The organism is Gemmobacter aquatilis, assembly GCF_900110025.1.
GTDB lineage: Bacteria > Pseudomonadota > Alphaproteobacteria > Rhodobacterales > Rhodobacteraceae > Gemmobacter > Gemmobacter aquatilis.
The window spans coordinates 148,216-173,094 of record NZ_FOCE01000007.1; the positions used below are offsets into that span (position 1 = coordinate 148,216).

The window sequence follows — 24,879 nt, forward strand, 5'->3', positions numbered from 1 at the left end:
CGGCGGACCACGCGCAGATTGGCGCATGACTCGATACGCCCTATCGTCTTCACGCCCCGGCCTGATGGCGCCACGCCTGCACGGGCTGTTCAGCGCTGCCTTGGCGCTGGCGCTGGCAGCAGGCGTGACTTGGGCCTTGCGCGGGATCATCGGAAACACAGCCGGTATCATGCTGTTCCTGACCGCCGTTCTGGTCAATGCGGTGCGGTGCGGCTTCTGGATCGGTCTGGCAAGCGCGCTTGGTGCCTTTGCCGCCTTCAACTTCCTGTTCGTCGCGCCGCGCTTTACCTTCAACGTCGCCCATCCACAGGATCTGATCACACTGGCGGTGTTTTTGCTGGTCGCCGGGCTGACCGGGCTTCTGGCCGGGCGACTGCGAGAGCAGCGGGATGCGGCGCAGGGCCGGGCCGTCGTGCTGACCGTGCTGTCGCAAGTCTCCAGCGATCTGACGGCTGCGGATACGCCTGCGGCCATTCTGGGTTCAGCCTTGCGACATCTGGCTTCGGTTGCGCCCGGTCCTGCCATGGTGCTGACTTGCGAAGATGCACAGATACGCCTGATCGCCGCCCTGCCCGAGGCGTTTGAGCCGCAGGCGATCGACCTGCAGGCGGCGGATCAGGCGCTGCGCCATGGCCGCACCGAATTTGCCTCTGCCGAGGGCTGGAACGGCTCTGCCTTCACCTTCGTGCCGATCACCTCGGGCGGGTTTGCGGCCTATGTGCTGGGCCATACCCGGCTGGCCGCGCATCTGACGGATCTGCCCTATCGGGAAGAGGCGGTGGCGGTGATCTGCCGCCAGACCGAACTGGCGCTGCAACGCCAAGCCTTTGCCGAAAGCGCCACGCAGGAACGGCAGCGGGCCGAGGCGGAATCGCTGCGTGCCGCCCTGCTGGCCTCGTTGTCGCATGACCTGCGCACCCCCCTGGCGACCATCCTCGGCGCCGTGACCACGCTGCGCGACCCGGGCCTGACGCTGCCCGCCCCGGCGCAGGCCGACCTGCTGGAGGCAATCGAGCAAGAAGCCGACCGACTGAGCCGCTATGTGGAAAACCTGCTGCAAATGACGAGACTACAGGCCGGGCTGACGGTGCGTTCCGCCTGGGTCGATGCGGGCGATGTGGCACGCGCCGCCGCCCGCCGTGCAGGCCAAGCCTATCCCGCAACGCAGATAGAGCTGGTGCTGCCCGATCTGCCAATGATCCGGGCCGAAGCGGGCCTGCTGGAACAGGCCCTGTTCAACCTTCTGGAAAACGCTGCGAAATATGCGCCTGGCCCGATCCGGCTGGAGGGCGCCCTGCGCGAAGGCGCCCTTTGGCTGAGCGTCGCAGATACCGGCCCCGGCCCGCCGCCCGGTCTGGAGGGCTGGCTGCAGGCCGATCTGCTGACAGGCGCCCCTTCGGCAACTGGCCTCGGCCTGCCCATCTGCAAGGGCATTGCCCGCGCGCTTGGCGGCACATTGACAGCGCAGTCCCGGCCCGGCGGTGGCAGCCTGTTCACCTTGCACCTGCCCTTGCCTGACGAGACCGCCGCATGACCCGCCCGCCGCTGATCCTGATTGTCGATGACGCACCCCAGATCCAGCGTTTCTTGCGCCATGCGCTGACCGCCTCGGGCTATGACACCTGTCTGGCAGATACCGGCGGCGGCGCATTGGAACTGGCTGCCAGCCGTGACCCCGACCTGATGATTCTTGACCTTGGCTTGCCCGACATGAACGGCAAGGCTGTAATCGAGGCGCTGCGCGCGACATCCGATATGCCGATCATCGTGCTGTCAGCCCATGATCAGGAGATGGAAAAGATCATGGCGCTGGATCTGGGTGCGGATGATTTCGTGGCCAAACCCTTTGCGATCGGGGAATTGCTGGCGCGTCTGCGCGTCTGCCTGCGCCCCGGCCGCAGCGCGGAACGCCCGCAAGTCATCCGTTGTGGCGACCTGCGGATCGACCGGGCGGCACATGAGGTAACCCGCGCGGGCAGCCCGATCCATCTGACCCCGAAGGAGTTCGACCTGCTGCTGGCGCTTGCCGACAATCCGGGGCGGGTGATGACCCATCGCCAATTGCTGCAAACCGTCTGGGGCCCAGCCCATGTCGATGATGTGCCCTATCTGCGGGTCTTCATCGGGCAGTTGCGCCTGAAACTGGGCTTGGGCATCGACAGCCCGGTGCAGATTCACACCGAGCCGGGCGTAGGCTACCGCTGGCTGGTCACCGGCGCGTAGGCGGCGCAGATCACTCTTTCAACATGTCTGCAGGCTTGCTGCAGAACTCCAGCGCATGGGAAATCGAAAGGTCCGCCGCTTCGCCGCCAAAATGCAGCAGGCCCGAGGATTGGGCTGCACCTTCAGGGCGAACCGAGAACCGAATCCCCTCGCCGGCGCGCCGCGGCGGCGGCGAGACGCGCCAGATGTGATCGGTCAACCGCAAGCCCAGTGCCTGTGTGCCGTATTGCGCAGCCGCACACCAGAAGGCGGTAGCCCCGCTTTCGCCGTGATAGCCGACATAAAACGTGCCATTACCCTCGTCCTTCACCGGAAGCCCGTTGCTGGCGGTGAAGGCCAGGGCGGGGGCTGCGAGGGAAGCGGCCAAGGCAAAGGCCACAAGCGCGGATCTGAACATCGGGGATCTCCGTCTTTCGGAAGCGGCCGGGCCGCGTGGGAAAGCTGTCGCGCAAAGCCGGGGGCGCTGCAAGGGGAAAGACAGCCCCCCGGCGGCGCCCGCCTGTTCTGCGCGGGTCTCAGTCTGCCAGTTGCAGAGCGACCTCGCCCGACCAGGGCTCGGTCACGCCCCGCCCGCCGCCAAGGTCTTCAAGGATCGGGCGCAGCCGGTCGAGATTGGCGATCATCGCCGCTCGCGCGCCTGAGAGGGCAGTGGTGCTCTCCCATTCGCCCACAACGATGAAACTGCGTTCCCCGCTGCGGACCAGCCAGAAATTCCGTGCGCCCGGCATGTCCTTCAAGGTCATCTCTCGATGGATGCGGACGAACTCCTCCTCCATGCCGGGCTTTACGCGCATATGCACCACGTTCATTGCGGTCATCGATGCCTCCTCCTGTTGAAAGATGGTGGAGTGTAACATGGAATCGGTTGGGCGTCGGGCTCTGATCGGGCCAGAGGCGCACACGGCAGTATTGCGGCATGGACGGCACGAAAGCACGGAACAATGGTTGTGCGGTTTGGCTTTAGGCCTGCAACAGGTGCCACGCTTCAAGATAGGGATCTAGCCACCCTGTAGCGTAGACCGGACTATCCGGGGCATAGGCATATGTGTAGTCAGGTGTTAAGCGACGGACATTGCTGTCCTTTCGTACATGGCCGTTCTTTCCTGGCCTTGCCAGCCAAGCAGAATGGGAGTCGCGCAGAACGCGCGCAACAACGCGACTTGGAATGATGTAGGTCTTTGCAGCTCCAGTTTCGGACAGGCCAAAATCAACGAAACAGTAAAATAGCTGGTCACTTTCAATCGCCTCATGCTTGGCCCCCATGTGCCAGCCACCATCAGCTCCCTTTTCAAGACGCGACTTGACCTGAATACCGAACTGCCGCTGACCACCGATGTCGCTGACAACGATATCAAGGTTGGGTACGCCTTGCGGCGCCAAAGCCGCAATGAAGCCTTGGCGCAGAAGTTGCGACATGACGAAATGTTCACCCGCCGCACCGAGAAGTGATGTTTTTGATATCATTATAAAAACGCCCCCTTACGGGGGCGCCTCATCTCACTGATCCAGGAAGCTCCGCAGCTTCCGGCTCCGTGAGGGATGTTTCAACTTCCGCAGCGCCTTGGCCTCGATCTGGCGGATGCGTTCGCGGGTCACGCTGAACTGCTGCCCCACCTCTTCCAGCGTGTGGTCGGTGTTCATGCCGATGCCAAAGCGCATCCGCAGAACCCGTTCTTCGCGCGGGGTCAGGCTCGCCAGAACGCGGGTCGTGGTTTCCTTCAGGTTTTCCTGAATCGCACTGTCCAGCGGCAGGATGGCGTTCTTGTCTTCGATGAAATCGCCCAGCTGGCTGTCTTCTTCGTCGCCAATCGGGGTTTCCAGGGAAATCGGTTCCTTGGCGATCTTCATCACCTTGCGAACCTTTTCCAGCGGCATCTGCAGCTTTTCGGCCAGTTCCTCGGGCGTCGGTTCGCGGCCGATTTCGTGCAGCATCTGGCGCCCGGTGCGGACCAGCTTGTTGATCGTCTCGATCATGTGCACCGGGATACGGATGGTGCGCGCCTGATCGGCGATGGAGCGGGTGATCGCCTGACGGATCCACCACGTCGCATAGGTGGAGAATTTATAGCCGCGCCGATATTCAAACTTATCGACCGCCTTCATAAGCCCGATATTGCCTTCCTGAATAAGATCAAGGAATTGCAACCCACGGTTGGTATATTTCTTGGCGATAGAGATCACCAGACGCAGGTTTGCCTCGACCATTTCCTTCTTGGCCTGACGCGCCTCTTTCTCGCCCTTCTGTACCTGTTGAACGATGCGGCGGAATTCGCTGATATCCACGCCGACATATTGGCCGACCTGTGCCATTTCGGCGCGCAGCTCTTCCACCTTGTCGCGGCTCTTCTCGATCAGCATCTGCCAGCCGCGGCCCGCCTTTGCGGCCATGCGGTCCAGCCAGCTCGGGTCCAGCTCGTAGCCCTGATATTCGTCGATGAATTCGCGGCGGTTGATGCGGGCGGCATCGGCCAGTTTCACCATGCCCGAATTGATCGACATGATCTTGCGGTTGATGCCATAAAGCTGGTCGATCAGCGCTTCGATCCGGTTGTTGTGCAGATGCAGCTCATTCACCAGCAGCACGATTTCCGAACGCAGCTTCTGATACAGCGCCTCGTCCGCCGCGGTGAAGCGGGCGGCGGCGTTGTTCATCGTGGCACTCATCCGGCGGTCCTGCATGTCGGACAGCGTTTCATAGTCGCCCGCGATCCGCTCCAACGTTTCCAGAACCTTGGGACGCAGCGCGTTTTCCATCGCGGCCAGGGACATGCTGGAGGCATCGTCGTCGTCCTCCTCGTCCTCGGCGCGGCTGATCGGGTTGCCGTCGGCATCGAGTTCGGGTTCGGACGAGGCAGGACGACGTGGTGCAGCGGCCGCTGCGGCGCCCATGTCCACCTCTTCCAGCCCGCCCAACTCGTCATCGCCATCCAGAGAACGCCCGAAGGTCGCCTCCAGGTCGATTACGTCGCGCAGCAGGATGTCTTCGTTCAGAAGTTCTTCGCGCCAGATGGTGATTGCCTGGAAGGTCAGCGGGCTTTCGCACAGCCCGGCGATCATCGTGTTGCGCCCGGCCTCGATCCGTTTGGCGATGGCGATCTCGCCCTCACGCGACAGCAGCTCGACCGAGCCCATTTCGCGCAGATACATCCGAACAGGGTCATCTGTCCGGTCCAAGGCTTCCGCCGGCCCACCAGACACCGCAACTTCGCGCGATCCGCTGGCCGCCTCGACCAGTTCACCGCCGGTCTCGCCCTCTTCGGCTTCCTCGTTCTCGACGACGTTAATGCCCATTTCGGACAGCATCGCCATCACGTCTTCGATCTGTTCGGAAGACGCCTGCTCCGGCGGCAAGACCGCATTCAGCTGATCATAGGTGATGTAGCCACGCTCGCGGGCATCCGCGATCATGCGTTTTACGGCAGCCTGGCTCATGTCGAGCGAGACCTCAGCCTCCTGATCTTCGGTTTTGCCGTCGTCAGTGTCTTTGACCATGAGAACTCCTCGGGGCCGAATCGGTCGGATAAGCTACGAATCAATAGCGCGAATCACGGGAGGGGGAAGGGGGGCCAGGCAGCTTTCGCACCCGACCCTGTCGAATCCGCCAAATCAGTGCCGTGCTTTGCCGCCACGGGTAAAATCTATGCTGGCCCACATCTTTTGCGCATGGTCCAGCTCGTCCTTGTTCATCTCTACGCCATTCGGGGCGATCACGCCTTCGGCGCGTGCCGCTTCGGGGCCGCGCTCGGCCTCGATCTTCGCTTGGCTGACCTGTTTGAGCCGCCATGTCAGACCCTCGTCCGCCAGCCCGTCGAGATCTTCGACCGCCTCGCGGATTTCCTGTTCCGCGCCCCACAGCGCCTCCAGCTTGGCGAGTTCCTGCGCGATGCACATCGCCGCGCGGTCTTCGTCCTGCCGGTTGCGGATCGGGGGCGCGATCTGCACATAGGGATGCGCCAGCAAGGTATCAAGGTCTGCCCCCGCCGCGCGGGCCAGACGGGCGGGGCGGCTTTCGGGATCTTGGTCATGCGCATGGATCAATATCGCTTGCCGCAGATGCACATGCAGCGGGTCGCCGATCTTCAGCCGTTCGATCTGCGCCTCGAACCGGTCGATCAGGCCGGGATGCAGACACAGCGCCGCCAGCACGACCGAAATGCGCAAATCGACCATCGCCGCGTCGTCCGGCGCGGTGGCCAGCGTCGAGGCACGGGTCGAGGCAAGCGGCGATTCGAGCACCGCACTGCGCGCGCGGTACACAAAGGCGCCGGGGCGCTGCGGCCGATCCGGGCTGCGCGCCGGGCGGCGGCCCTGCCGAAACAACTCCCACCGCAGTTCCTTGATGTCCTCGCCATAGTGCTGGCGAATCGAGGGATCCTGAATTTTCTTCAGCGCGGCGCGCAGCACCTTGTCCAGCGCCGCCTTGCGTTCCGGGCTGTCGAACACCCGCCCCTCGGTTTCACGCCGCCACAGCAGGTTCACCATCGGCTGCGCCTGATCCAGCACCTCTTGCATGGCGCTCGCACCCTTGGCCTTGATCAGATCGTCCGGGTCCAGCCCCTGCGGCAGCACCGCAAAGCGCAGGCCCTGCCCGGCCTCCAGCAGCGGCAGCGCAAGGTCGATCACCCGCATCGCCGCGCGCTGGCCCGCCGTATCGCCATCCAGCGTGATGATCGGCTCGGGCGAGATGCGCCACATCAGGCGCAACTGGTCTTCGGTGATCGCGGTGCCCAGCGGCGCCACGGCGGCGCCAAAGCCCGCTTCGGCCAGCGCGATCACATCCATATAGCCTTCGGCCACGATCAGCGGCTGGCCCTTGCCTGCCGCCTCGCGCGCGGGGGCGTGGTTGAACAGGTTGCGCCCCTTGTCGAACAGCTCCGTCTCCGGGCCGTTGAGGTATTTCGCCCGCGCATTCGGATCAAGCGACCGCCCCCCGAGGCTGATCGCCCGCCCGCGCCCGTCGCGGATCGGAAAGATGATGCGCCCGCGAAAGCGGTCATACAGCGATCCGTCATCGCCCTTGGCAATCAGGCCCGAGGCGACCATCAGATCCGGCGCCACGCCCTTGGCCTTCAGCGCGTTCAGCAGCGCATGGCGGCTGTCGGGGGCCCAGCCGATGCCCCACCGATCCTGCGCCTCGGGGGACAGACGGCGCTTCACCAGATAGTCGCGCGCGCCTTGCGCCAGCCCGGTGCGCAGTTGCAGCCGGAAGAAACGGACCGCCTCCTCCATCACCTCGGCCAGTTGGGTCCGCCGATCGGCCTTTTGCGCCGCCTGCGGATCGCGGGCGGGCATCGGCATCCCGGCTTCGCGCGCCAGCATCTCCACCGCCTCCAGGAACGAGACGTTTTCGGTCTCTTTCACGAAGCTGACGGCATCACCTTTCGCGTGGCAGCCGAAGCAGTAATAAAATCCCTTGCGGTCATCGACGTGGAATGAGGCGGATTTTTCCTGATGGAACGGGCATGGCGCCCAGAAGTCACCCTTGCCCTGATTGGACTTGCGCATATCCCATGTGACCTTGCGCCCGACGACGCTGGACAGCGATACGCGGGTGCGAATCTCGTCAAGGAAACCGGGCGGAAGTGACATGCCTTCTATATCGGCGCTTGGAGGCGCGGAGTCCAGTGGATGACCTAGGGGCTTTGTCCCGTCGCCGATCAGGCTTGAACCGATGGCGCCCGATCAGCGACCCCAGGATATCTGAGCAAGGAAGAAAGATCAGCCGAGCAGGGTGCGGATGATGCGGTGGAAGGCGCGGATGCCCAGTGGAAGCAGGCTGTCAGGGAAATCGTAATCCGGGGCGTGCAGGGCGGGGCTGGCCTCGCCCGCGCCAAGGAAGGCCATGGCGGATTTGGCGGTGGCGCCAAGGCGGCCGAAATCTTCCGAGGCGCGCATCGGGCCATCGCCCGCGATGCGCGGCAGGCCTTCGGCCACCAGCGCGGCGCGGAACAGGGCGGTGGCTTCGGGGTCATTGGTGCAGGCGGCGAAATCGTCGTGCCAACTCAGCGACAGGCCCAGCCCTTCGGCGGCGGCCACGGATTCGGCCAGCGCCACCGCTTCGGCGCGCAGGGCGGCCATGCGGTCATCGGTCAGGCAGCGCAGCGTGGCCCACAGTTCGGCATGGCCGGGGGTGATGCCGAAGGCGGGTTCTCCCATGGCCAGATGGGTCAGCGTGACAAGGCGGAAATCGGCGGTCAGGTCGCCCCCCTGCCCCAGCGCCATCAGGCCGGGGATCAGCCGGGCCAGCGCCCGCGCCGGGGTGATCGCCTTGTGCGGTTCGGCGGCATGGGCAGTGCGACCCGCCAGGGCCATCTTCATCCCGACCGAGGCGCAATTGGCCGGGCCGGGATTGACCACGAACTGCCCCAGCGGCAGCCCCGGCAGATTGTGCAGCGCAAAGGCGTAATCCGGCGCGATCTGGGCAAAGCGCGGATCGGCCAGCACCGCCGCCGCACCCGAGCCATCTTCCTCGGCGGGCTGGAACAGCAGCACCACGCGCCCGCGCGCCGGACGCGCCCGCCCGATCAGCCGCGCCAGCCCGGCAACGATTGCCATATGCCCGTCATGGCCGCACAGATGCCCCTTGCCCGGCACGGTGGACCGCCAGCCCTGCGTGCCGGTCTCGGTGATCGGCAGCGCATCCAGCTCGCAGCGGATCAGCACGGTCGGCCCCTCTGCCGCGCCATGATAGACCAGCGCCACCCCATGCCCGCCAAGGCCGGTCACCACGACATCCGGTTCGGTTTCGGCGGTGAAGGCCAGAATCGCCTGCGCGGTCCAGGCTTCCTGCCCCGAAACCTCGGGCTGGCGGTGCAGCGCCTGACGCAAGCCCACCAGCGCCGCCAGATCGGCATTGCCCAGAATCACAGCGCCCTCCGCGCAGCGACATGCTGCATCGCCTCGGCAATCTCGGCCCAAGCGGTGCGCGCCATGGAGCGGAACACCAGTAGCTCGAACGCCGTTTCGGTGCGCATCAGCACCGAAGCCATGTGGTTCAGCCCGGCCCGCGCCGCCTGCCCCGGTGCAAAGACCTGCGCCCGCAGGTCCAGCGGGTAAAGCCGCATCAGCACATCCGCCGCCCCGGCCCCCTCCAGCCGCAGGCAGGCCCAGCCATCGGATTGATCGGTCAGCGCCGCCGCCGGCGTCTCCAGCACGGCATTGATCAGAAAGGCCTGATCGCGGCCCGTCCAGACCAGCCGCACCCCGGCCTTTTCGGCAAAGCTGTTCGGTGCCAGAAAGGCCAGACCCAGCGGTTTCAGCGCCTTGGCCAGCGCCTTTTCCTGCCCCCGGAACGGCGCGACCGAGGTGATCCGGTCCAGCGCCACCTCGGACAGCGACAGATCCCGGTGCGTCACGGGCCACAGCCCGCTGAGCGGTGTCTTGGCGATGAGCTTAGGCACGCAGCTTCTCCCCCTCGCGGTCATAGAAGACCGGATCACAGACCTCGCACAGCACATCGACAGCGCGCAGGTGATCGACAACGCGGATCACCTCGCCCTGCCGCGCCCTGCCATTCTTCAGGAACCCCAGCGCCAGCCATGACCCCAGCGTGGGCGAATAGCAGACCGAGGTGGTATAGCCCTGATCCTGCGCGCGCCCGACCTCTTCGCCCGGCACGAACAGATGCGCGCCTGCGGTCAGCGGGGCCTCTGTTTGCGGGCGCAGACCCACCAACTGTTCCCGCTCAGGCCCCGTCAGGCCGGGGCGCTGGCTGGCCGCCTTGCCGATGCAGTCTTTGCCCGCGCTGATCATCCGCCCCAGCCCCAGATCGAAGGCGGTGGTGCGGCCATGCAGTTCGGCATGGGTCAGGAAGCCCTTTTCAATGCGCAGCACATTCAGCGCCTCCATCCCGTAGGGGCCGCCGCCCAGCACCTCGGCCCGGGCCAGCAGATCGCGGAACAGCGCCTCGCCATAGCGGGCGGGCACCGCGATTTCATACCCTTCCTCGCCGGAAAACGAGATGCGGAACAGCCGCCCCTTCACGCCGTGCACCAGAACCGGCGCACAGCCCATGAAGGGCAGATCGGGCGGCGCATCCAGCACAGAGGCCAGCAAAGCCCGTGCGCGCGGCCCGGCCACGGCGAATTGCGCCCAGGCCTCGGTGACGGACATCAGCCGCAGATCCCAATCGGCGCAGAAGGCCTGCTGCACGAAATCCAGATGCCGCATCACCTGCCCCGCCGCCGCCGTGGTGGTGGTCATCACGAAATGCCCGTCGGCAAGCCGGGCCGCCGTGCCGTCATCCATCACATGCCCGTCGTCGCGCAGCATCAGCCCATAGCGCACCCGGCCCACCGGCAGGGTGGAAAAGGTGTTGGCATAGACGAAATCCAGAAACCGCCCGGCATCGGCGCCCTGAATGTCGATCTTGCCCAAGGTGGAGACATCGCAGACCCCGGCCCGTTCGCGCACCATGCGCACCTCGCGATCACAGGCGGTGCGCCAGTCGGCCTCGCCCGGACGGGGGAAGTAGCCGGCGCGATACCACAGCCCCGCCTCGATCATCGGCGCGCCGCGCTCCACGCTCGCCGTGTGCGAGGTCAGAAACCGCTGCGGCGCAAAGCCCGTGCCACGCCCGCCCGCGCCCATGGCCGCGATGGACACCGGCGTATAGGGTGGGCGGAAGGTCGTCACCCCGGTTTCGGCCACGCTGCGCCCGGTGGCATCGGCCAGCACCGCCAGCGCTGCGACATTGGAGTTCTTGCCCTGATCCGGCGCCATGCCCTGCGTGGTGTAGCGCTTCATATGCTCGACGCTGACGAAATTCTCCTGCGCCGCCAGTTTCACATCCTTCACCGTCACGTCATTGGCAAAATCGAGCCAAGCGCGGCGCCACAGCCCCGGCGCATGGGGCACCTGCCACAGCGCCTGAATGACATAGGGCGCATCTTCCGCCGCAGGCAGGCGGATGGCGGCAGGCTTGCGCCCCAGCGCCTCCAACGCCCCGCGTGCCGCGCGTTGCCCCGAGGCCAGGCAGGCCGCGGTAGACATGATGCCCGCCGCCGCCCCCGCAGGCTCCAGCCCCGGCACGGCGCCGGGCGCGGGCACAAAGGCCGCCAGCGCCTCGTTCCACAGCGGCCGCCCGTTCCTGTGGCAAGTCAGATGCAGCGTCGGGTTCCAGCCCCCCGAAATCGCCAGGCAATCCGTCTCGATCAGCGCCTCGCCGCCGCCATGCCTGACAGTGATATGGCTTAGCCCCTTGCGCCCACGCGTGTTGATGACAGTGGCGCCGGTATAGACCGGGCAATCCTCGACCGCGCTGGCATGGGGGCGGGCGTCGATGATCGCCGCCACCGGCACCCCCGCCGCCATCAGATCGCGCGCGGTGCGGCGCGCCTCTTCGTTGTTGGTGAATACGGTCACCCGCCGCCCCGGCGCCACGCCGTAACGGTTGAGGTAGCTGCGCACCGCCGAGGCCAGCATGATGCCGGGCCGGTCATTGTTTTCAAACGCCACCGGGCGCTCCAACGCCCCTGCCGCAAGGATCGCCTGTTTGGCCACGATGCGCCAGAAACACTCGCGCGGCAGATACGGGCGCGGCGCCAGATGCAGACCCACCCGCTCCAGCGCGCCATAGGTGCCATGGTCATAGGCGCCGGTCACGGTGGTGCGGGGCATCAGGCGGACATTGGGCAGGCTTTCCAGTTCCGCCAGAACCGAGGTCACCCATTCCATCCCCGGCCTGCCCTCCAGCACCAGCGTTTCCGACAGCAGGCGCCCGCCCATCCGGGCATCCTCGTCGGCCAGAATCACATCCGCCCCAGCCCGGCCAGCCTCCAGCGCGGCGACCAGTCCGGCGGGGCCGGCGCCGATCACCAGCAGGTCGCAAAAGGCATAAGCCTTTTCATAGGCCGCCGCATCATGCTGGCGCGACAGGCTGCCCAGCCCGGCGGCGCGGCGGATCAGGGGCTCATACAGCCCTTCCCAGAAGTGGCGCGGCCACATGAAGGTCTTGTAGTAGAACCCCGCCCCCAGCAACGGCGCGGCCAGATCGTTCAGCGCCAGCAGATCGAAGCCCAGCGTGGGAAAGCGGTTCTGGCTGCGCGCGGCGAGGCCGGGATAGAGCTCCTGCACCGTCGCCCGCACATTGGGCGTGCGCTGCCCCCCCTCCTCCAGCACCTCGACCAGCGCATTGGGCTCTTCGGACCCGGCGGTCAGGACGCCGCGCGGGCGGTGGTATTTGAAACTGCGCCCAACCAGCTTCACCCCGTTGGCCAGCAGCGCCGAGGCCAGCGTATCGCCCGCCTGCCCGACATAATCGCGCCCGTCGAAACGGAACCCCACCGGCACGGAGGGATCGGTCAAGCCCTTGCCTGCAATCCTCATTTCGCACCGCCCTTCAGCGTCGCCACCAGTTCGACCTTGCGGATGTCATGGCTGACCGTGTCACGGGTGACCAGCAACCACTGTCCGCAGCCTGCCTCGTGATACCACAGGTCGCGCGTCTCGCCCGCCGGGTTGTCGCGGTTGTGCAGGTAATCATCCCAGGCCGCAGACGCGGCCTCTGCTGCGGGGCGGCGCAGATACTCCTCCGCGCCGAGGTAATGGAATTCGCGCCGGTCGCGCGGACCGCAGAGGGGGCAGGTCAGGCGCATGGCACGGGCTCCTTCGCGGGATGAGACATGTGGTTTAGGGGCGCTGCCCCTCGGCCTGCGGCCTCACCCCGGGATATTTTTGCCAAGATGAAAGGCGCCTTCATTCTGGCTAAAATACTCCCGCCGGAGGCCTCTGCGGCCGGATGCGGGGGCGCGGTTTGGGGGCTGCGCATCATCGGCTCAATGCAGGTTATGCTGGCTGCCGGTGCCTTCTTCATCCAGAAGATGCCCCGTCGCGAAACGGTCCAGCCGGAAACGCCGCGCCACCTCATGCGGCTGGCCGGTGGCCATCAGATGCGCCATGCACCAGCCCGAGGCGGGAACGGCCTTGAAGCCGCCGTAGTTCCAGCCGCAATCCAGATACAGGCCCTCGATCGGGGTGCGGTCGATGATGGGCGATCCGTCGGGGGTCATGTCCATGATGCCGCCCCAGCTGCGCAACACCCTGGCGCGGCCGATCATCGGCATCAGCGTCATGCCCGCCTCCATCACATGTTCCATCATCGGCAGATTGCCGCGCGCGGCATAGCTGGCGTAGAAATCCAGATCACCCCCGAAGACCAGCCCGCCCTTGTCGGACTGGCTGATGTAGAAATGCCCCATGCCGAAGCTGATCACATGGTCGATCACCGGCTTCAGCCCTTCGGTGACGAAGGCCTGCAGCACATGGCTTTCCACCGGCAGCCGGAGCCCCGCCATCGCGGCCACCTGACTGCTGCGCCCGGCGACCACCATGCCCACCTTCTTGGCCCGGATCGCACCGCGCGTGGTCTGCACGCCGCGCACCACGCCGCCTTCGATGTCGATCCCCGTTACCTCGCAATTCTGGATCAGGTCCACCCCACGCTGATCAGCGCCGCGCGCATAGCCCCAGGCGACCGCATCATGCCGCGCCGTACCGCCGCGCCGGTGCAGCAACCCGCCATAGATCGGAAAGCGCGTCTGGTCGAAGTCCAGATAGGGCAGCAGCGCCCGCACGCCATCACGGTCCAGCAGTTCGGCGTCATCGCCCTGATTGATCATCGCATTGCCGCGCCGCGCGAAGGCATCGCGCTGGCCATCGGAATGGAACAGGTTGATCAGCCCGCGCTGGCTGTGCATCACGTTGTAGTTGAGATCGGCCTCCAGCCCCTCCCACAGCTTCAGCGAATGGCTGTAGAATTCGGAATTGCCGGGCAGGAAGTAGTTGGCGCGCACGATCGTCGTGTTGCGCCCGACATTGCCGCCGCCGAGGTAACCCTTTTCCAGCACCGCGATATTGGTCAGCCCGTGGTTCTTCGCCAGATAATAGGCGGTCGAAAGCCCATGGCCGCCACCGCCGATGATCACCGCATCATACTCGGCCTTGGGCGCCGGGTTGCGCCAGACCTGCCCCCAGCCGCGATTGCCAAACAACCCTTCGGTGATCACTTTCAGCCCGGAATAGCGCATGGCGGATGCCCCCTTGTGCCGGGGCCATCAGACCCAAGCCTGCGCCGATTATCAAGCCCCACCCGGCAATTCCTTGCCGCTGCGCGACATGCAAGGCCGGCTTCGGCGCCGATGGTCAGGCGCGCGGCCAGCCCGCGGGCGGGCGCGGACGGCTGCCCGATAGAACGGGTTCAACTCGCCCTTGCGGCGGCGCCCTGCGCAGCGCCGGGCCGGGCGCCGCGACAGCGGTCACAGCCGGAGCCGTCACGGCGCGGGTTGCCGCAAGCCCGGCAGGTTCTGCCGCCGCAGCCAGGCTTGCCGCCACACCCGGAGCCACGGGGCGCAGGCGCCCCATCGCGGCTGCCTCGCTCGCCTCGGCGATCCGGTGCAGCAGCACATTGTTTTCCATCTGCACGGCCACCATGCCAAACAACGCAACCAACCCCGCCAAGCCGCCGATCGCCATCGCAACGGCACTCACTGCATAGCCGGTATTCATGTAGTAAAGCCCGGCGCCGCCAAGAACCGCGATGCAAAACAGCGTCACAAGCGTAGGAAACAAGGTGCTGAACAGGCGGGCAAGGCTCGAGGTCATGCGCAGGGCTCCGGGAAAGCGGTTTGGCGCGGTTAAGCACCGCCGCCCCCCAAAGTCAACGCGGGCGACACGATCACAGGCCCTTGGAGCGATAGGTTTTCGCCACGCGATCAATGGCGACCATATAAGCGGCAACCCGCAAATCCTCCACCTCTGCCCGATCGTGCCAGACCTCGCGCATGGACTGATAGGCGATGCGCATCGTGTCATCGAGGCCAGAGCGCACCAGCGCCAACTCGTCCGAGCCGGTGAGGAACTTCTCCTTGAAATCCGGCGCCAGCGTCCAGCCCAGCCCCTTGTCGGCGCTCAGCCGCTCCAGCTCTTCCACCATCAGCCGCGAGCGCGCCTCTTCCGCCCGCCGCTGCATCCGGCCAAAGCGGATATGGCTCAGGTTCTTCACCCATTCGAAATAGCTGACCGTCACCCCCCCGGCATTGGCGTAAAGATCGGGGATGATCACCACACCCTTCTGCCGCAGGATCTCATCGGCGCCGAAGGTGATCGGGCCATTTGCCGCTTCGATGATCAGCGGCGCCTTGATGCGCGCGGCATTGCCCTTGTGGATCACCCCTTCCATGGCCGCCGGGATCAGGATGTCACAGGCCATTTCCAGCACTGCGGCCCCACCCTCCACATAAGTGCCCACAGGAAAGCCTTTCACCCCGCCATGCGCCGCGATCCAGCGCCGCACCTCCTCGACCGGCAGGCCCGCGTCATGCACCAGTGCGCCGTCGCGCTCGATGATCGCCACGACCTTCGCACCGTCGTCCTCGCTCAGGAACTTCGCGGCGTGATACCCCACATTGCCCAGGCCCTGCACCACGAGTCGCTTGCCGTCCAGAGTGCCCGCCAGTCCGGCTTTCGCCACATCTTGCGGATGGCGAAAGAATTCGCGCAGCGCGAATTGCACGCCCCGCCCAGTCGCTTCCACCCGCCCCTGAATCCCGCCCGCATGGGGTGGCTTGCCCGTTACACAGGCCTTGGCATTGATGTCGGTGGTGTTCATCCGCGCATATTGATCGGCGATCCAGGCCATTTCGCGTTCACCCGTGCCCATGTCGGGGGCGGGCACATTCTGCGCCGGGTTGATCAGGTCGCGCTTGATCAGCTCATAGGCAAAGCGACGGGTGATCTGTTCCAATTCGTGCTCATCCCAGGCGCGCGGGTCGATGCACAGCCCGCCTTTCGAGCCGCCGAACGGCGTTTCCACCAGCGCGCATTTATAGGTCATCAGCGCCGCCAGCGCCTCCACCTCGTCCTGATTGACGGACAGCGCATAACGGATGCCCCCCTTAACCGGCTCCATATGTTCCGAATGGACAGAGCGATAGCCGGTGAAGGTTTCGATCTTGCCGCGCAGCCGCACCCCGAAGCGCACGGTATAGGTGGAATTGCAGACGCGGATCTTCTGCTCCAGCCCGGGGCTGAGATCCATCAGACGCACCGCACGATTGAACATCATGTCCACCGAGTCGCGGAAGCCCGGTTCGTTCTGTGCCAGCATCGCAATTCTCCCTCTGCTACCCGCGCCAGACGCGGTTCCTCAGCCCTTCAGCGCTCAGGGTGCACAGATTTTCGGCGTTTTGAAAACTGCTTTCCTGCACGATCAGATGTGACATCGATTCGTTAGCGCCCTGTGAACAGGCCTGCGATTCCGCTCCGAAACAGTGTACAAACCCTGTTTCGTAGCCCGCTCGCGGACAATCCTAGCCTCTGCGCCGGATCGTCAACCCATACTGCTGATTTCATGGTCAAATCAGGCAATTACGCCATAATTTGGCCCAAAGTCTGCCGCACCTATTACCGATAAGCCCTGAGAGGAATGCCGCCCGTAAAGCGGCTCTTCCGGCGTATCGTTTAGGTGTGATTTGTCCGTGAGGGGGCAAGAATGAACAGGTTCAAGGTTTCAGCTCGTCTGGCGCAATTGCTGCGCCGCTATCGCAGCGAAGAAGAGGGGAGCATCCTTCTCTTCAGCCTCATCCTTCTGTTCATGATGGTCCTCGTTGGCGGTCTTGCCGTCGATGTGATGCGCCACGAAGAAAAACGCGTCCTGCTGCAACAAACTCTGGACCGCAGCGTTCTGGCTGCGGCCAGCCTTAGCCAGGAGCACGACCCGACCGAGGTGGTGAACGACTATTTCGAGAAGGCGAACCTGTTGGAATATCTCTCGGGCGTCGATGTCTCCGAAGGTCTGAACTTCCGGACCGTCACCGCAGATGCCCAGGCCGATGCCGAGCCGTTCTTCATGCACCTCATGGGCATCGACAAGTTCGAGGTCGCAGCCGACAGCACTGCCGACGAACGCATTTCCAACGTCGAAGTCTCGCTCGTGCTCGATATTTCCGGCTCGATGAACGGCTCGCGCATCAACAACCTGCGCCCCGCCGCACGCAGTTTCGTCGATACCGTGATGAACGCCTCCGATCCCGGCAAGGTCACCATGTCGATCGTGCCCTACAGCGCGCAGGTCAACCTTGGCCCCGATCTGATGGCGCAATTCAATGCCACCAAGATCCACGACTATTCCTATTGCCTCGAACTGCCGGACAGCGTGTTTTCCACCACCACCCTGTCGCAATCGACCAGCCTTGTGCACAATGGCCACTTCGACCCGTTCAACAACGCGACGACCTCCTCCCTGTTCAACTGCACCCATTACACCGCCAATCATGTGAACCCGATCAGCGACAGCGCCACCGCCCTGAAAAGCACGATCACCAACATGGTGGTCGGCGGCAACACCTCGATCGACCTTGGCGTGAAATGGGGGGCGCTGTTGCTCGATCCCGCCTCGCAGGGGATCACGGCCGGGTTGATTTCTCGCGGGAAAGTGGCGGCGACCTATAGTAACCGCCCGCTCGACTCGGGTGAAATTGATACGCTGAAGGTTCTGGTTGTGATGACCGACGGTGAAAACACCACCGAATACAAGCTGAAGTCGCCCTACAACACCGCTGGCCTTTCCAACGTCTGGACGACCTCAGGCGGCACGATCTACGCCTTTCATGATCGTTCCGGCACCTCAAGCGATTACTACAGGATTTCTGACGGCAAGTGGTATACAAAACCCACCGGCGTCACAAACATGACGTGGCCTGCCGTGTTCCAGAAATACACGACCTATTATGTAGCCTACAATATGTATGCCCGACCGTTGGGCGGCAGCACATCGACCTATGAAAACAACATGGTCAGCTCTGTGTCCTCGACCAAGAACACCCGGCTCCAGCAGATCTGCTCTGCCGCGCGCGAAGCCGGCATCGTGATCTATGGCATCGCCTTCGAGGCGCCCAGCAACGGCCAGACGCAGATCAAGAACTGCGCCACGTCTGACGCGCATTATTACAATGCCAACGGGCTGGAAATCTCGACCGTGTTCAACGCCATCGCCAACCAGATCAGCTACCTGAGGCTCACGCAATGACAACCGGCCTCAGGGCGCATTTTGCGACCTGCCAGCGGTGGTTCCGGCGCGAGGACGGAACAGCGACCATCGAATTCGTGTTGATGATCCCGATTTTGATGACGGTCTTCATGGCCTGCTTCGAGGCGGGGCTGATGACGCTGCGCCAGACCATGCTGGAGCGCGCGCTCGATATCGCCATGCGCGATCTGCGGCTGGGTCATCTCGGCTTGGCCCCCACTCATGACGACCTGAAAGATGCGATCTGCGCCAACTCCTCGATCCTGACGGAATGTGACAACACGCTGCTGGTCAGCCTTGACCGCGTGTCGCAGGATGACTGGGTTCTGCCCGCTGTCGAGGTGGTCTGCCGCGACCGGGCCTCGGATATCGAGCCGGTGACCACGCTCGATACCGCGCCCGGGGCACGCAGCGTGATCATGCTGGTGCGCGTTTGCCTGCGGGCCGATGCAATCTTCCCCTCTACCGGCATCGCCGCCAACATTGATCAGGATGGCGAGGGCGGCTACAGGCTGGTTGCTGCCTCTGCCTTCATGAACGAGCCCTGAGCCATGTTCCCGCGCGCCCTGCCCGGTCTTTCCGCTGCAATCTACCGCTTCCTGCGCGATGAACGCGGCACCATGCTGGTGGAAACCCTGCTGATCCTGCCGATGATGCTGTGGGCAGCCTTCGCGCTTTACGTCTATTGGGATGCCTATGCCACCATCAACAAGGTGCAGAAAGCCACCTATACCGTGGCGGATATCCTGTCGCGCAGTCGCACCAATATCGGCACAACCGAAGCTGCCGGGCTGGAAGACCTGTTCAACTTCCTGATGCCCGGCGACGAGACCGGCCGGATGCGGCTGACCAGCGTCATTTATGTCTCGGCCAGATCCCGGTTCGAGGTACAGTGGTCCTGTTCGCTGTCCACCACCGATCTGCCTGCGCTGACCACGACCACGGTTCAGGCCCTGAACGACAAGCTGCCACTCACCTCCAACGCCGATACGTTGCTGATCGTCGAAACCCGTTTCGATTTCGAGCCGATCCTCGACATCGGCCTGAACAACATGACCTTGCAGCAATTCGTGGCCACCCGCCCGCGGTTCGTGACCGCCGTCGGCTTCACCAATCCCGGCGGTTGTTCCTGACCGGCCTGTGCCCCGCCGCACAGTCATCCTGCATGCACCCGCATTGTCCGGCGCCTTTTGGCCCCTTACCTTTGCGTCAAGCGGCGCACCGATCCCCGGCAGCGCCCCAGACCGGAGAGCCTCATGTCCATTCGCCCCGTCCTGACCGAAACCACCGCCCGCCCCACGATGGAGGGCGCCGGCGTCCATCTGCACCGCGCCTTCGGCTTTCAGAACCCCGAACAGTTCGATCCGTTCCTGATGTTCGACGATTTCCGCAACGAGCGCCCGGAAGACTATTATCGCGGTTTCCCCTGGCACCCGCATCGCGGCATCGAAACCATCACCTATGTCCTGTCAGGCTCTGTCGATCATGGCGACAGTCTGGGCAATCAGGGCACCCTGCGCGGCGGGGATGTGCAGTGGATGACCGCAGGCTCCGGCATCCTGCATCAGGAAATGCCCAAGGGTAACGCCAAGGGCCAGATGCACGGGTTTCAACTTTGGGCCAACCTGCCGTCGCAGTTGAAGATGACGGCACCGCGCTATCAGGATGTGAAATCCGCTGACATCCCGGTGATTCAGGATGATGACGGCACCGTGGTCAAGGTGATCGTGGGCGCGTTCTGGGGCAAGACCGGCCCGGTGGACGGCATCGCCGCCGAGCCGCAATACCTTGACATCTTCGTGCCCGCCGGACGCCGGAAGGTGTTCAAGATCGACACCTATCGCCGCGCCTTCGCCTATATCTTTGAAGGCAAAGGCACGTTCCGCGATGCCAGCCGCCCGCGCGGCGTGTTGCTGGAAAAAGAGGTGGCCGGCGAAGAAGTGAACATCCGCGATATGTCGGGCGACCGGACGCTGGTGCAATTCGGCGCAGGGGATGAGGTGACTGTGACGGCCGGGCCGCAGGGCATCCGCTTCCTGCTGATTTCCGGCGCGCCGATTCAGGAACCCGTCGCCTGGCACGGCCCCATCGTGATGAACACCCAGGACGAAATCCGTCAGGCCATGGCGGACCTGCGCAACGGCACCTTCATCAAGCCCGCGCATTGATCACGGCGCCGCAGTGAAAACAGCAAGGGGGCCTGTCGGCCCCCTTTTCAGCTTCTCCGCACCGGATTGCGCATCGTCACCAGTTCTTCCGACATGGTGGGATGCACCGCAACCGTGCGGTCAAAATCCTCTTTCGTAGCGCCCATCTTCACGGCGATTCCGACCAGTTGGATCATCTCGCCCGCGCCGGGGCCCACGATATGGCAGCCCAGCACCTTGCGGCTTTGCTGGCTGACGATCAGCTTCATCAGCACCCGGTCCTGCCGCCCGGCAAACAGCGTCTGCATCGCGCGGAAACTGGCCACATAAACCTCGATCGGTTCCTGCGCCTGCGCGGCCTCCTCGCTCAACCCGACGGTACCCAGTTCCGGCTGCGTGAACACAGCACTTGCCACAAGTTCGTGGTCAGCCTTGCGCGGCTCGCCCTTGAACACGGTGTCGGCGAAGGCGTGCCCTTCGCGGATCGCCACCGGGGTCAGGTTGATCCGGTCGGTCACATCGCCCACGGCATAGATCGAGGGCACAGCGGTCTGACTCCAGTCATCGACCTTGATCTCGCCATTGCGGCCCAATTCGACCCCCAGCGCCTCCAGCCCGAGGCCGGAACTGTTGGGCTTGCGGCCCGTCGCATACATGACCAGATCGAACTCTCGCTCGGTTCCGTCAGTCGCCACGGCGCGGATGCCGGTCGCGGTTTTTTCCAGCCGCAGCACATCGGTGCCGCAATGGATGGTCACTCCCGAAGCCTGCATCGCGGTCGCCACATGGCCGCGTGCTTCGTCGTCAAAGCCGCGCAGGATCTGTGCACCGCGATAATACTGGCTGACCTCTACCCCCAGACCGTTGAGAATGCAGGCGAATTCTGAGGCGATATAGCCCCCGCCCACCACCAGCGCGCGTTTGGGCAGCGCGTCAAGGTGGAAGATCTCGTTGGAGGTCACCGCCAGTTCCGCGCCCGGCAGGTCAGGCACGAAGGGGCGCCCGCCCGTGGCGATCAGGATATGCTTGGCCGTAAAGCGCCGCCCGTCGGCCAGCGCCACCGTATGTGCATCTACCACAGTGGCCCGCAAATCGAAGGTTTCGACCCCGGCGTTGCGCAACGTGCCGCGATAGGCATTTTCCAGCCGCGTCAGCTCCGCCTCCAACTGGCTGCGGAACTGCGCCCAGTCGAACGCGCCTGCCTCCACCTTCCAGCCATAGGCGCGGGCATCCGCGATCATGCCCGGATATTCGCTGGCATAGACCATCAGCTTCTTGGGAACGCAGCCACGGATCACGCAGGTGCCGCCCATGCGATATTCCTCGGCCAAGCCCACGCGCGCCTTGCCCTCGGCGCTGGCGATGCGCGCAGCGCGCACGCCGCCCGACCCGCCACCGATCACGAAAAGATCGTAGTCAAAACTCATCTCAGTCGTCCGAATCCGCAAAGATGTTGTCGGCAGGCGCAAACTCGATCCGTTCGTCCGAGGTGGAGCCGGCATTGATGTCGCGCACCTGCACCCGCCCATCGCCGTGGCCGATCACCACGATATCGCAAATGTCGATGAACAGCCCGTTTTCCACCACGCCCGGGATCTGGTTCAGCACCATGGCCAACTGGCGCGGATTGCCGATCCGTTTGAGATGCAGGTCAATGATGTAATTCGCCTCGTCCGTGACCAGCGGCGCATCGCCATTCATCCGCAGCGTCACATCGCGGTTCAGCACGTCAAGGCTGACCAGCGTTTCCTCGATCAGCGCCTTGGTGGTCTGCCAGCCGAAGGGAATCACCTCCACCGGCAGAGGGAAGGCGCCCAATTGCGCCACCTCTTTCGCCGCATCGGCAATGACGATCATCTGGTCCGAGGCCGTCGCCACGATCTTTTCCTGCAACAGCGCCGCCCCGCCGCCCTTGATCAGGTTCAGCATTGGGTCGATCTCGTCGGCGCCGTCGATCGTCAGATCCAGCCATTTCGCCTCGTCCAGAGAGACGACCGGCACGCCAAGCTGCTGCGCCAGTTCCGCCGTGCGGGTAGATGTCGGCACGCCCTGCACCTTCAGCCCCTCTTCGCGGATCCGCTCGGCCAGGCAGCGCACCATCCAAGCGGCGGTCGATCCGGTGCCCAGCCCGAGCTTCATGCCCGATTCCACGAATTCCACCGCGCGTTTGGCGGCAACGAACTTGGCCTTGTCGATGGGGGAAAGGTCAGCAGGCATGGGTGGCTCCCGAGCGGAAAAGATCGTCCGCTTATAGGCAAGTTGCGCATCGGGTGCGAGAGGCGATGCGGCGGAATCAGCTTTTCCCGGCCAGTTGCGCCACACCCGCCTGCAATTCGCGCAAGGAAACGGCAGCGTCGCCATCGGCATCAAAGACCAGCACCGCCTGCAACTGCGCGGCGGCGGCATCGCCAAGCCGCGCCTCGGCCGCTCTGTCGGCGGCAGCCTGCAACTCCTGCGGCCCGGCCCGCCCGTCGCCATCGGCATCCGCCACCGTGAAGGTCAGCAGAAACCCGCCGCGTCCACGCGCCGACAGCACCTGCATCACCCCTTCCGCCTCTGCCGCTGTCACCGTACCATCGGCATCAAGATCTGCGACCAGCAATTCACGCAGCGCATCGGCCCGCGCGGCGGCCCGTTCCACTGCGACATAGCGTGCGATCCCCTCAGACTTCAGGCCCGTGACCCCGCCGAAACCACCGATCAGCCGGGTCATCTGCGCCAGATATGCCTCTGGTCCACGCGCGATGCGCTTTTTCATCGCCTCGGGCAAGGTGTCTGGGCCAGCCCAAGCCATGAAAGGCCCCAATATCAGAACAACGAGGATCAAGATCCGCATGAAAGCCCCCTTTCCTGCGGTCATCTGGCGCTGATTCGGGTTAACACCGGGTTATCACCACCGCGGCATCAGCGGTTTTCTACGACGCAGGGTCGCATTTTGCCCCCTGCCCGACCGAATCCCCGCCATAGTGGTGCAAATCCCCCGGCAGCGCGAGCCCCCATGTTCCTTTCCGTCTTCGACATGTTCAAGGTGGGCATCGGCCCTTCCTCCTCTCACACCATGGGCCCGATGGTGGCCGCCGCGCGCTTCTTGCAGACGCTGCGCGGCAGCCCGTTCCACGCCCATGGGCTGCGCGCCTCACTGCATGGCAGCTTGGCTTTCACGGGCGTGGGTCATGCAACCGACCGTGCCACCATCCTCGGCCTCGCCGGGTTCGAACCTGCCAGCTATGACCCTGAAAAGGCGGAAGCCGCGCTGGCCGCCATTCATGCCACGAACACCATCGCGCCGCCCGGCCTTGGCATGCTGCGCTTTGACCCGAAAACGGACATGGTGTTCGATTATGGCCCTGCCCTGCCCGGCCATGCCAATGGCATGATCCTGCGCGCCACCGATGCCGAGGGCGACGTGATCCTTGAGGAAACCTATTACTCCATCGGCGGCGGCTTCGTGCTGACGGCGGCGGAACTGGCCCGGGGCGAGGCGGCGAAGGGCGGCACCCCTGTGCCGCATCCGTTTGAAACCGCCGCGCAGATGCTTGAAATGGCCAAGAAATCCGGCCTCAGCATCGCGCAGATGAAGCGTGAAAACGAGTTGGTCTTCCGCACCAAAGCCGAGATCGACGCCGGTATCGCCCGGTTGTGGGAGGTGATGAACAATTGCATCACCCGGGGCATGGCGGGCGAGGGCATCCTGCCCGGCGGGTTGAAGGTGCGCCGTCGCGCCCGGGGCATCCACGAGGCGCTGCTGGCCGAACGCGGGCTGAACATGACGGCGCCGCATACGATCAACGACTGGATGAGCCTCTACGCCATGGCGGTGAACGAGGAAAATGCGGCGGGCGGGCAGGTTGTCACCGCGCCGACCAATGGCGCGGCGGGGGTGCTGCCCGCGACGTTGCGCTATTATCTGGATCATGTGCCGGGTGCGACCCCGGCGAAGATCGGAGATTTCCTGCTGACCGCCGCTGCCATCGGCGGGCTGTGCAAGCACAACGCCTCGATCTCGGGGGCGGAATGTGGCTGTCAGGCCGAGGTCGGGTCGGCGGCGGCAATGGCGGCGGCAGCATTGTGCGCCGTGCTGGGCGGCACACCAGAACAGGTTGAAAACGCGGCAGAAATTGCGCTGGAGCATCACCTTGGCATGACCTGCGACCCGGTGAAGGGCCTTGTGCAGGTGCCCTGTATCGAACGCAATGGGCTGGGCGCGATCAAGGCGGTGTCGGCGGCAAGTCTCGCGCTGCGCGGCGACGGGATCCATCTTGTCAGCCTTGATGCCTGTATCGAGACGATGCGCCAGACCGGCCATGACATGCACGAGAAATACAAGGAAACCTCGCTGGGTGGCCTTGCCGTCAACGTGCCAAACTGCTGAGCACCGCATCGGTGGCAGGGGCATGCGGCCCTGCCACCCCCTCGGGAAATGCTCTGTTTGCGGCACCTTGCGTCGGAACCGGACTGGACGCCCCGGTCACCGCACGCTAGCCC

Annotated in this window: 22 protein-coding genes; 7 read left to right on the forward strand and 15 right to left on the reverse strand. The window is 64.5% G+C overall.

Annotated features, from left to right (window positions below; all coding sequences use genetic code 11):
* Positions 1–25 precede the first annotated feature (25 nt).
* Both BMX43_RS13245 and BMX43_RS13250 read left to right on the forward strand, forming a co-directional pair.
* Positions 26–1,534 carry a sensor histidine kinase gene (locus tag BMX43_RS13245; RefSeq protein ID WP_091302132.1) on the forward strand — a complete coding sequence of 503 codons (1,509 nt, stop codon included), beginning with the start codon at positions 26–28 and terminating at the stop codon, positions 1,532–1,534.
* Positions 1,531–2,223 (forward strand): response regulator, encoded by a 693-nt coding sequence (locus tag BMX43_RS13250; protein ID WP_091302134.1) that lies wholly within the window; start codon positions 1,531–1,533, stop codon positions 2,221–2,223. Before BMX43_RS13245 ends, BMX43_RS13250 begins: the two co-directional genes overlap by 4 nt.
* Positions 2,224–2,233: 10 nt before the next feature.
* On the opposite strand, the gene BMX43_RS13255 is transcribed toward BMX43_RS13250, so the two are convergent.
* The 12 genes from BMX43_RS13255 to BMX43_RS13310 form a co-directional block, all read right to left on the reverse strand.
* Entirely contained in the window at positions 2,234–2,620 is a 387-nt protein-coding gene (locus tag BMX43_RS13255; protein WP_091302136.1) for a hypothetical protein, read from the reverse strand.
* A 118-nt stretch (positions 2,621–2,738) separates the two neighbouring features.
* A complete protein-coding gene (locus BMX43_RS13260) occupies positions 2,739–3,041 on the reverse strand; it encodes an antibiotic biosynthesis monooxygenase family protein (protein WP_091302236.1) in 303 nt (100 codons plus the stop codon).
* A gap of 142 nt (positions 3,042–3,183) precedes the next feature.
* A complete protein-coding gene (locus tag BMX43_RS13265) occupies positions 3,184–3,639 on the reverse strand; it encodes a hypothetical protein (RefSeq protein WP_091302139.1) in 456 nt (151 codons plus the stop codon).
* Positions 3,640–3,720: 81 nt separating this feature from the next.
* Positions 3,721–5,715 (reverse strand): RNA polymerase sigma factor RpoD, encoded by a 1,995-nt coding sequence (rpoD, locus tag BMX43_RS13270; RefSeq protein WP_091302141.1) that lies wholly within the window; start codon positions 5,713–5,715, stop codon positions 3,721–3,723.
* Between the two features lie 114 nt (positions 5,716–5,829).
* Positions 5,830–7,812 carry a DNA primase gene (gene dnaG, locus BMX43_RS13275; RefSeq protein WP_091302143.1) on the reverse strand — a complete coding sequence of 661 codons (1,983 nt, stop codon included), beginning with the start codon at positions 7,810–7,812 and terminating at the stop codon, positions 5,830–5,832.
* Between the two features lie 129 nt (positions 7,813–7,941).
* Positions 7,942–9,090 (reverse strand): amidohydrolase, encoded by a 1,149-nt coding sequence (locus tag BMX43_RS13280; protein WP_091302144.1) that lies wholly within the window; start codon positions 9,088–9,090, stop codon positions 7,942–7,944.
* Positions 9,087–9,623: a sarcosine oxidase subunit gamma gene (locus tag BMX43_RS13285; protein ID WP_091302146.1), complete on the reverse strand. Its 537-nt coding sequence runs from the start codon at positions 9,621–9,623 to the stop codon at positions 9,087–9,089. The genes BMX43_RS13280 and BMX43_RS13285 overlap by 4 nt, the downstream gene beginning before the upstream one ends.
* Complete coding sequence (locus BMX43_RS13290) at positions 9,616–12,549, reverse strand: sarcosine oxidase subunit alpha family protein (protein ID WP_091302148.1); 2,934 nt, start codon at positions 12,547–12,549, stop codon at positions 9,616–9,618. Before BMX43_RS13290 ends, BMX43_RS13285 begins: the two co-directional genes overlap by 8 nt.
* Positions 12,546–12,818, reverse strand: coding sequence for a sarcosine oxidase subunit delta (locus BMX43_RS13295; RefSeq protein ID WP_091302150.1), 273 nt, complete (start codon positions 12,816–12,818; stop codon positions 12,546–12,548). The genes BMX43_RS13290 and BMX43_RS13295 overlap by 4 nt, the downstream gene beginning before the upstream one ends.
* A 180-nt stretch (positions 12,819–12,998) precedes the next feature.
* The gene (locus BMX43_RS13300; RefSeq protein WP_091302152.1) at positions 12,999–14,249 is read right to left on the reverse strand and encodes a sarcosine oxidase subunit beta family protein; all 1,251 of its coding nucleotides are present in this window, start codon (positions 14,247–14,249) and stop codon (positions 12,999–13,001) included.
* A 115-nt stretch (positions 14,250–14,364) separates the two neighbouring features.
* Positions 14,365–14,823 (reverse strand): hypothetical protein, encoded by a 459-nt coding sequence (locus BMX43_RS13305; RefSeq protein WP_091302153.1) that lies wholly within the window; start codon positions 14,821–14,823, stop codon positions 14,365–14,367.
* Positions 14,824–14,896: 73 nt separating this feature from the next.
* On the reverse strand, positions 14,897–16,327 hold the full coding sequence (locus BMX43_RS13310; RefSeq protein WP_425431806.1) for a Glu/Leu/Phe/Val family dehydrogenase: 1,431 nt from the start codon (positions 16,325–16,327) through the stop codon (positions 14,897–14,899).
* A gap of 384 nt (positions 16,328–16,711) precedes the next feature.
* Between BMX43_RS13310 and BMX43_RS13315 the strand changes: the two genes are divergently transcribed.
* The 4 genes from BMX43_RS13315 (at position 16,712) to BMX43_RS13330 (ending at position 20,415) form a co-directional block, all read left to right on the forward strand.
* Positions 16,712–18,247: a pilus assembly protein TadG-related protein gene (locus tag BMX43_RS13315; RefSeq protein WP_091302156.1), complete on the forward strand. Its 1,536-nt coding sequence runs from the start codon at positions 16,712–16,714 to the stop codon at positions 18,245–18,247.
* Complete coding sequence (locus tag BMX43_RS13320) at positions 18,244–18,795, forward strand: TadE/TadG family type IV pilus assembly protein (RefSeq protein ID WP_091302158.1); 552 nt, start codon at positions 18,244–18,246, stop codon at positions 18,793–18,795. Before BMX43_RS13315 ends, BMX43_RS13320 begins: the two co-directional genes overlap by 4 nt.
* 3 nt (positions 18,796–18,798) lie before the next feature.
* Positions 18,799–19,380: a TadE/TadG family type IV pilus assembly protein gene (locus tag BMX43_RS13325; protein ID WP_091302160.1), complete on the forward strand. Its 582-nt coding sequence runs from the start codon at positions 18,799–18,801 to the stop codon at positions 19,378–19,380.
* A 123-nt stretch (positions 19,381–19,503) separates the two neighbouring features.
* Positions 19,504–20,415, forward strand: coding sequence for a pirin family protein (locus tag BMX43_RS13330; RefSeq protein WP_091302162.1), 912 nt, complete (start codon positions 19,504–19,506; stop codon positions 20,413–20,415).
* A gap of 47 nt (positions 20,416–20,462) precedes the next feature.
* Here the strand turns inward: BMX43_RS13330 and gor are convergent, their stop codons facing one another.
* The 3 genes from gor to BMX43_RS13345 form a co-directional block, all read right to left on the reverse strand.
* On the reverse strand, positions 20,463–21,821 hold the full coding sequence (gene gor / locus BMX43_RS13335; protein WP_091302164.1) for a glutathione-disulfide reductase: 1,359 nt from the start codon (positions 21,819–21,821) through the stop codon (positions 20,463–20,465).
* A 1-nt stretch (position 21,822) separates the two neighbouring features.
* Positions 21,823–22,611 carry a ribose-5-phosphate isomerase RpiA gene (gene rpiA, locus BMX43_RS13340; protein WP_091302166.1) on the reverse strand — a complete coding sequence of 263 codons (789 nt, stop codon included), beginning with the start codon at positions 22,609–22,611 and terminating at the stop codon, positions 21,823–21,825.
* Positions 22,612–22,687: 76 nt separating this feature from the next.
* Complete coding sequence (locus BMX43_RS13345) at positions 22,688–23,188, reverse strand: EF-hand domain-containing protein (RefSeq protein ID WP_091302168.1); 501 nt, start codon at positions 23,186–23,188, stop codon at positions 22,688–22,690.
* Between the two features lie 204 nt (positions 23,189–23,392).
* On the opposite strand from BMX43_RS13345, the gene BMX43_RS13350 reads away from it, so the two are divergent.
* Positions 23,393–24,766, forward strand: a complete 1,374-nt coding sequence (locus tag BMX43_RS13350; protein WP_091302170.1) for an L-serine ammonia-lyase — start codon at positions 23,393–23,395, stop codon at positions 24,764–24,766.
* Positions 24,767–24,879: the final 113 nt, after the last annotated feature.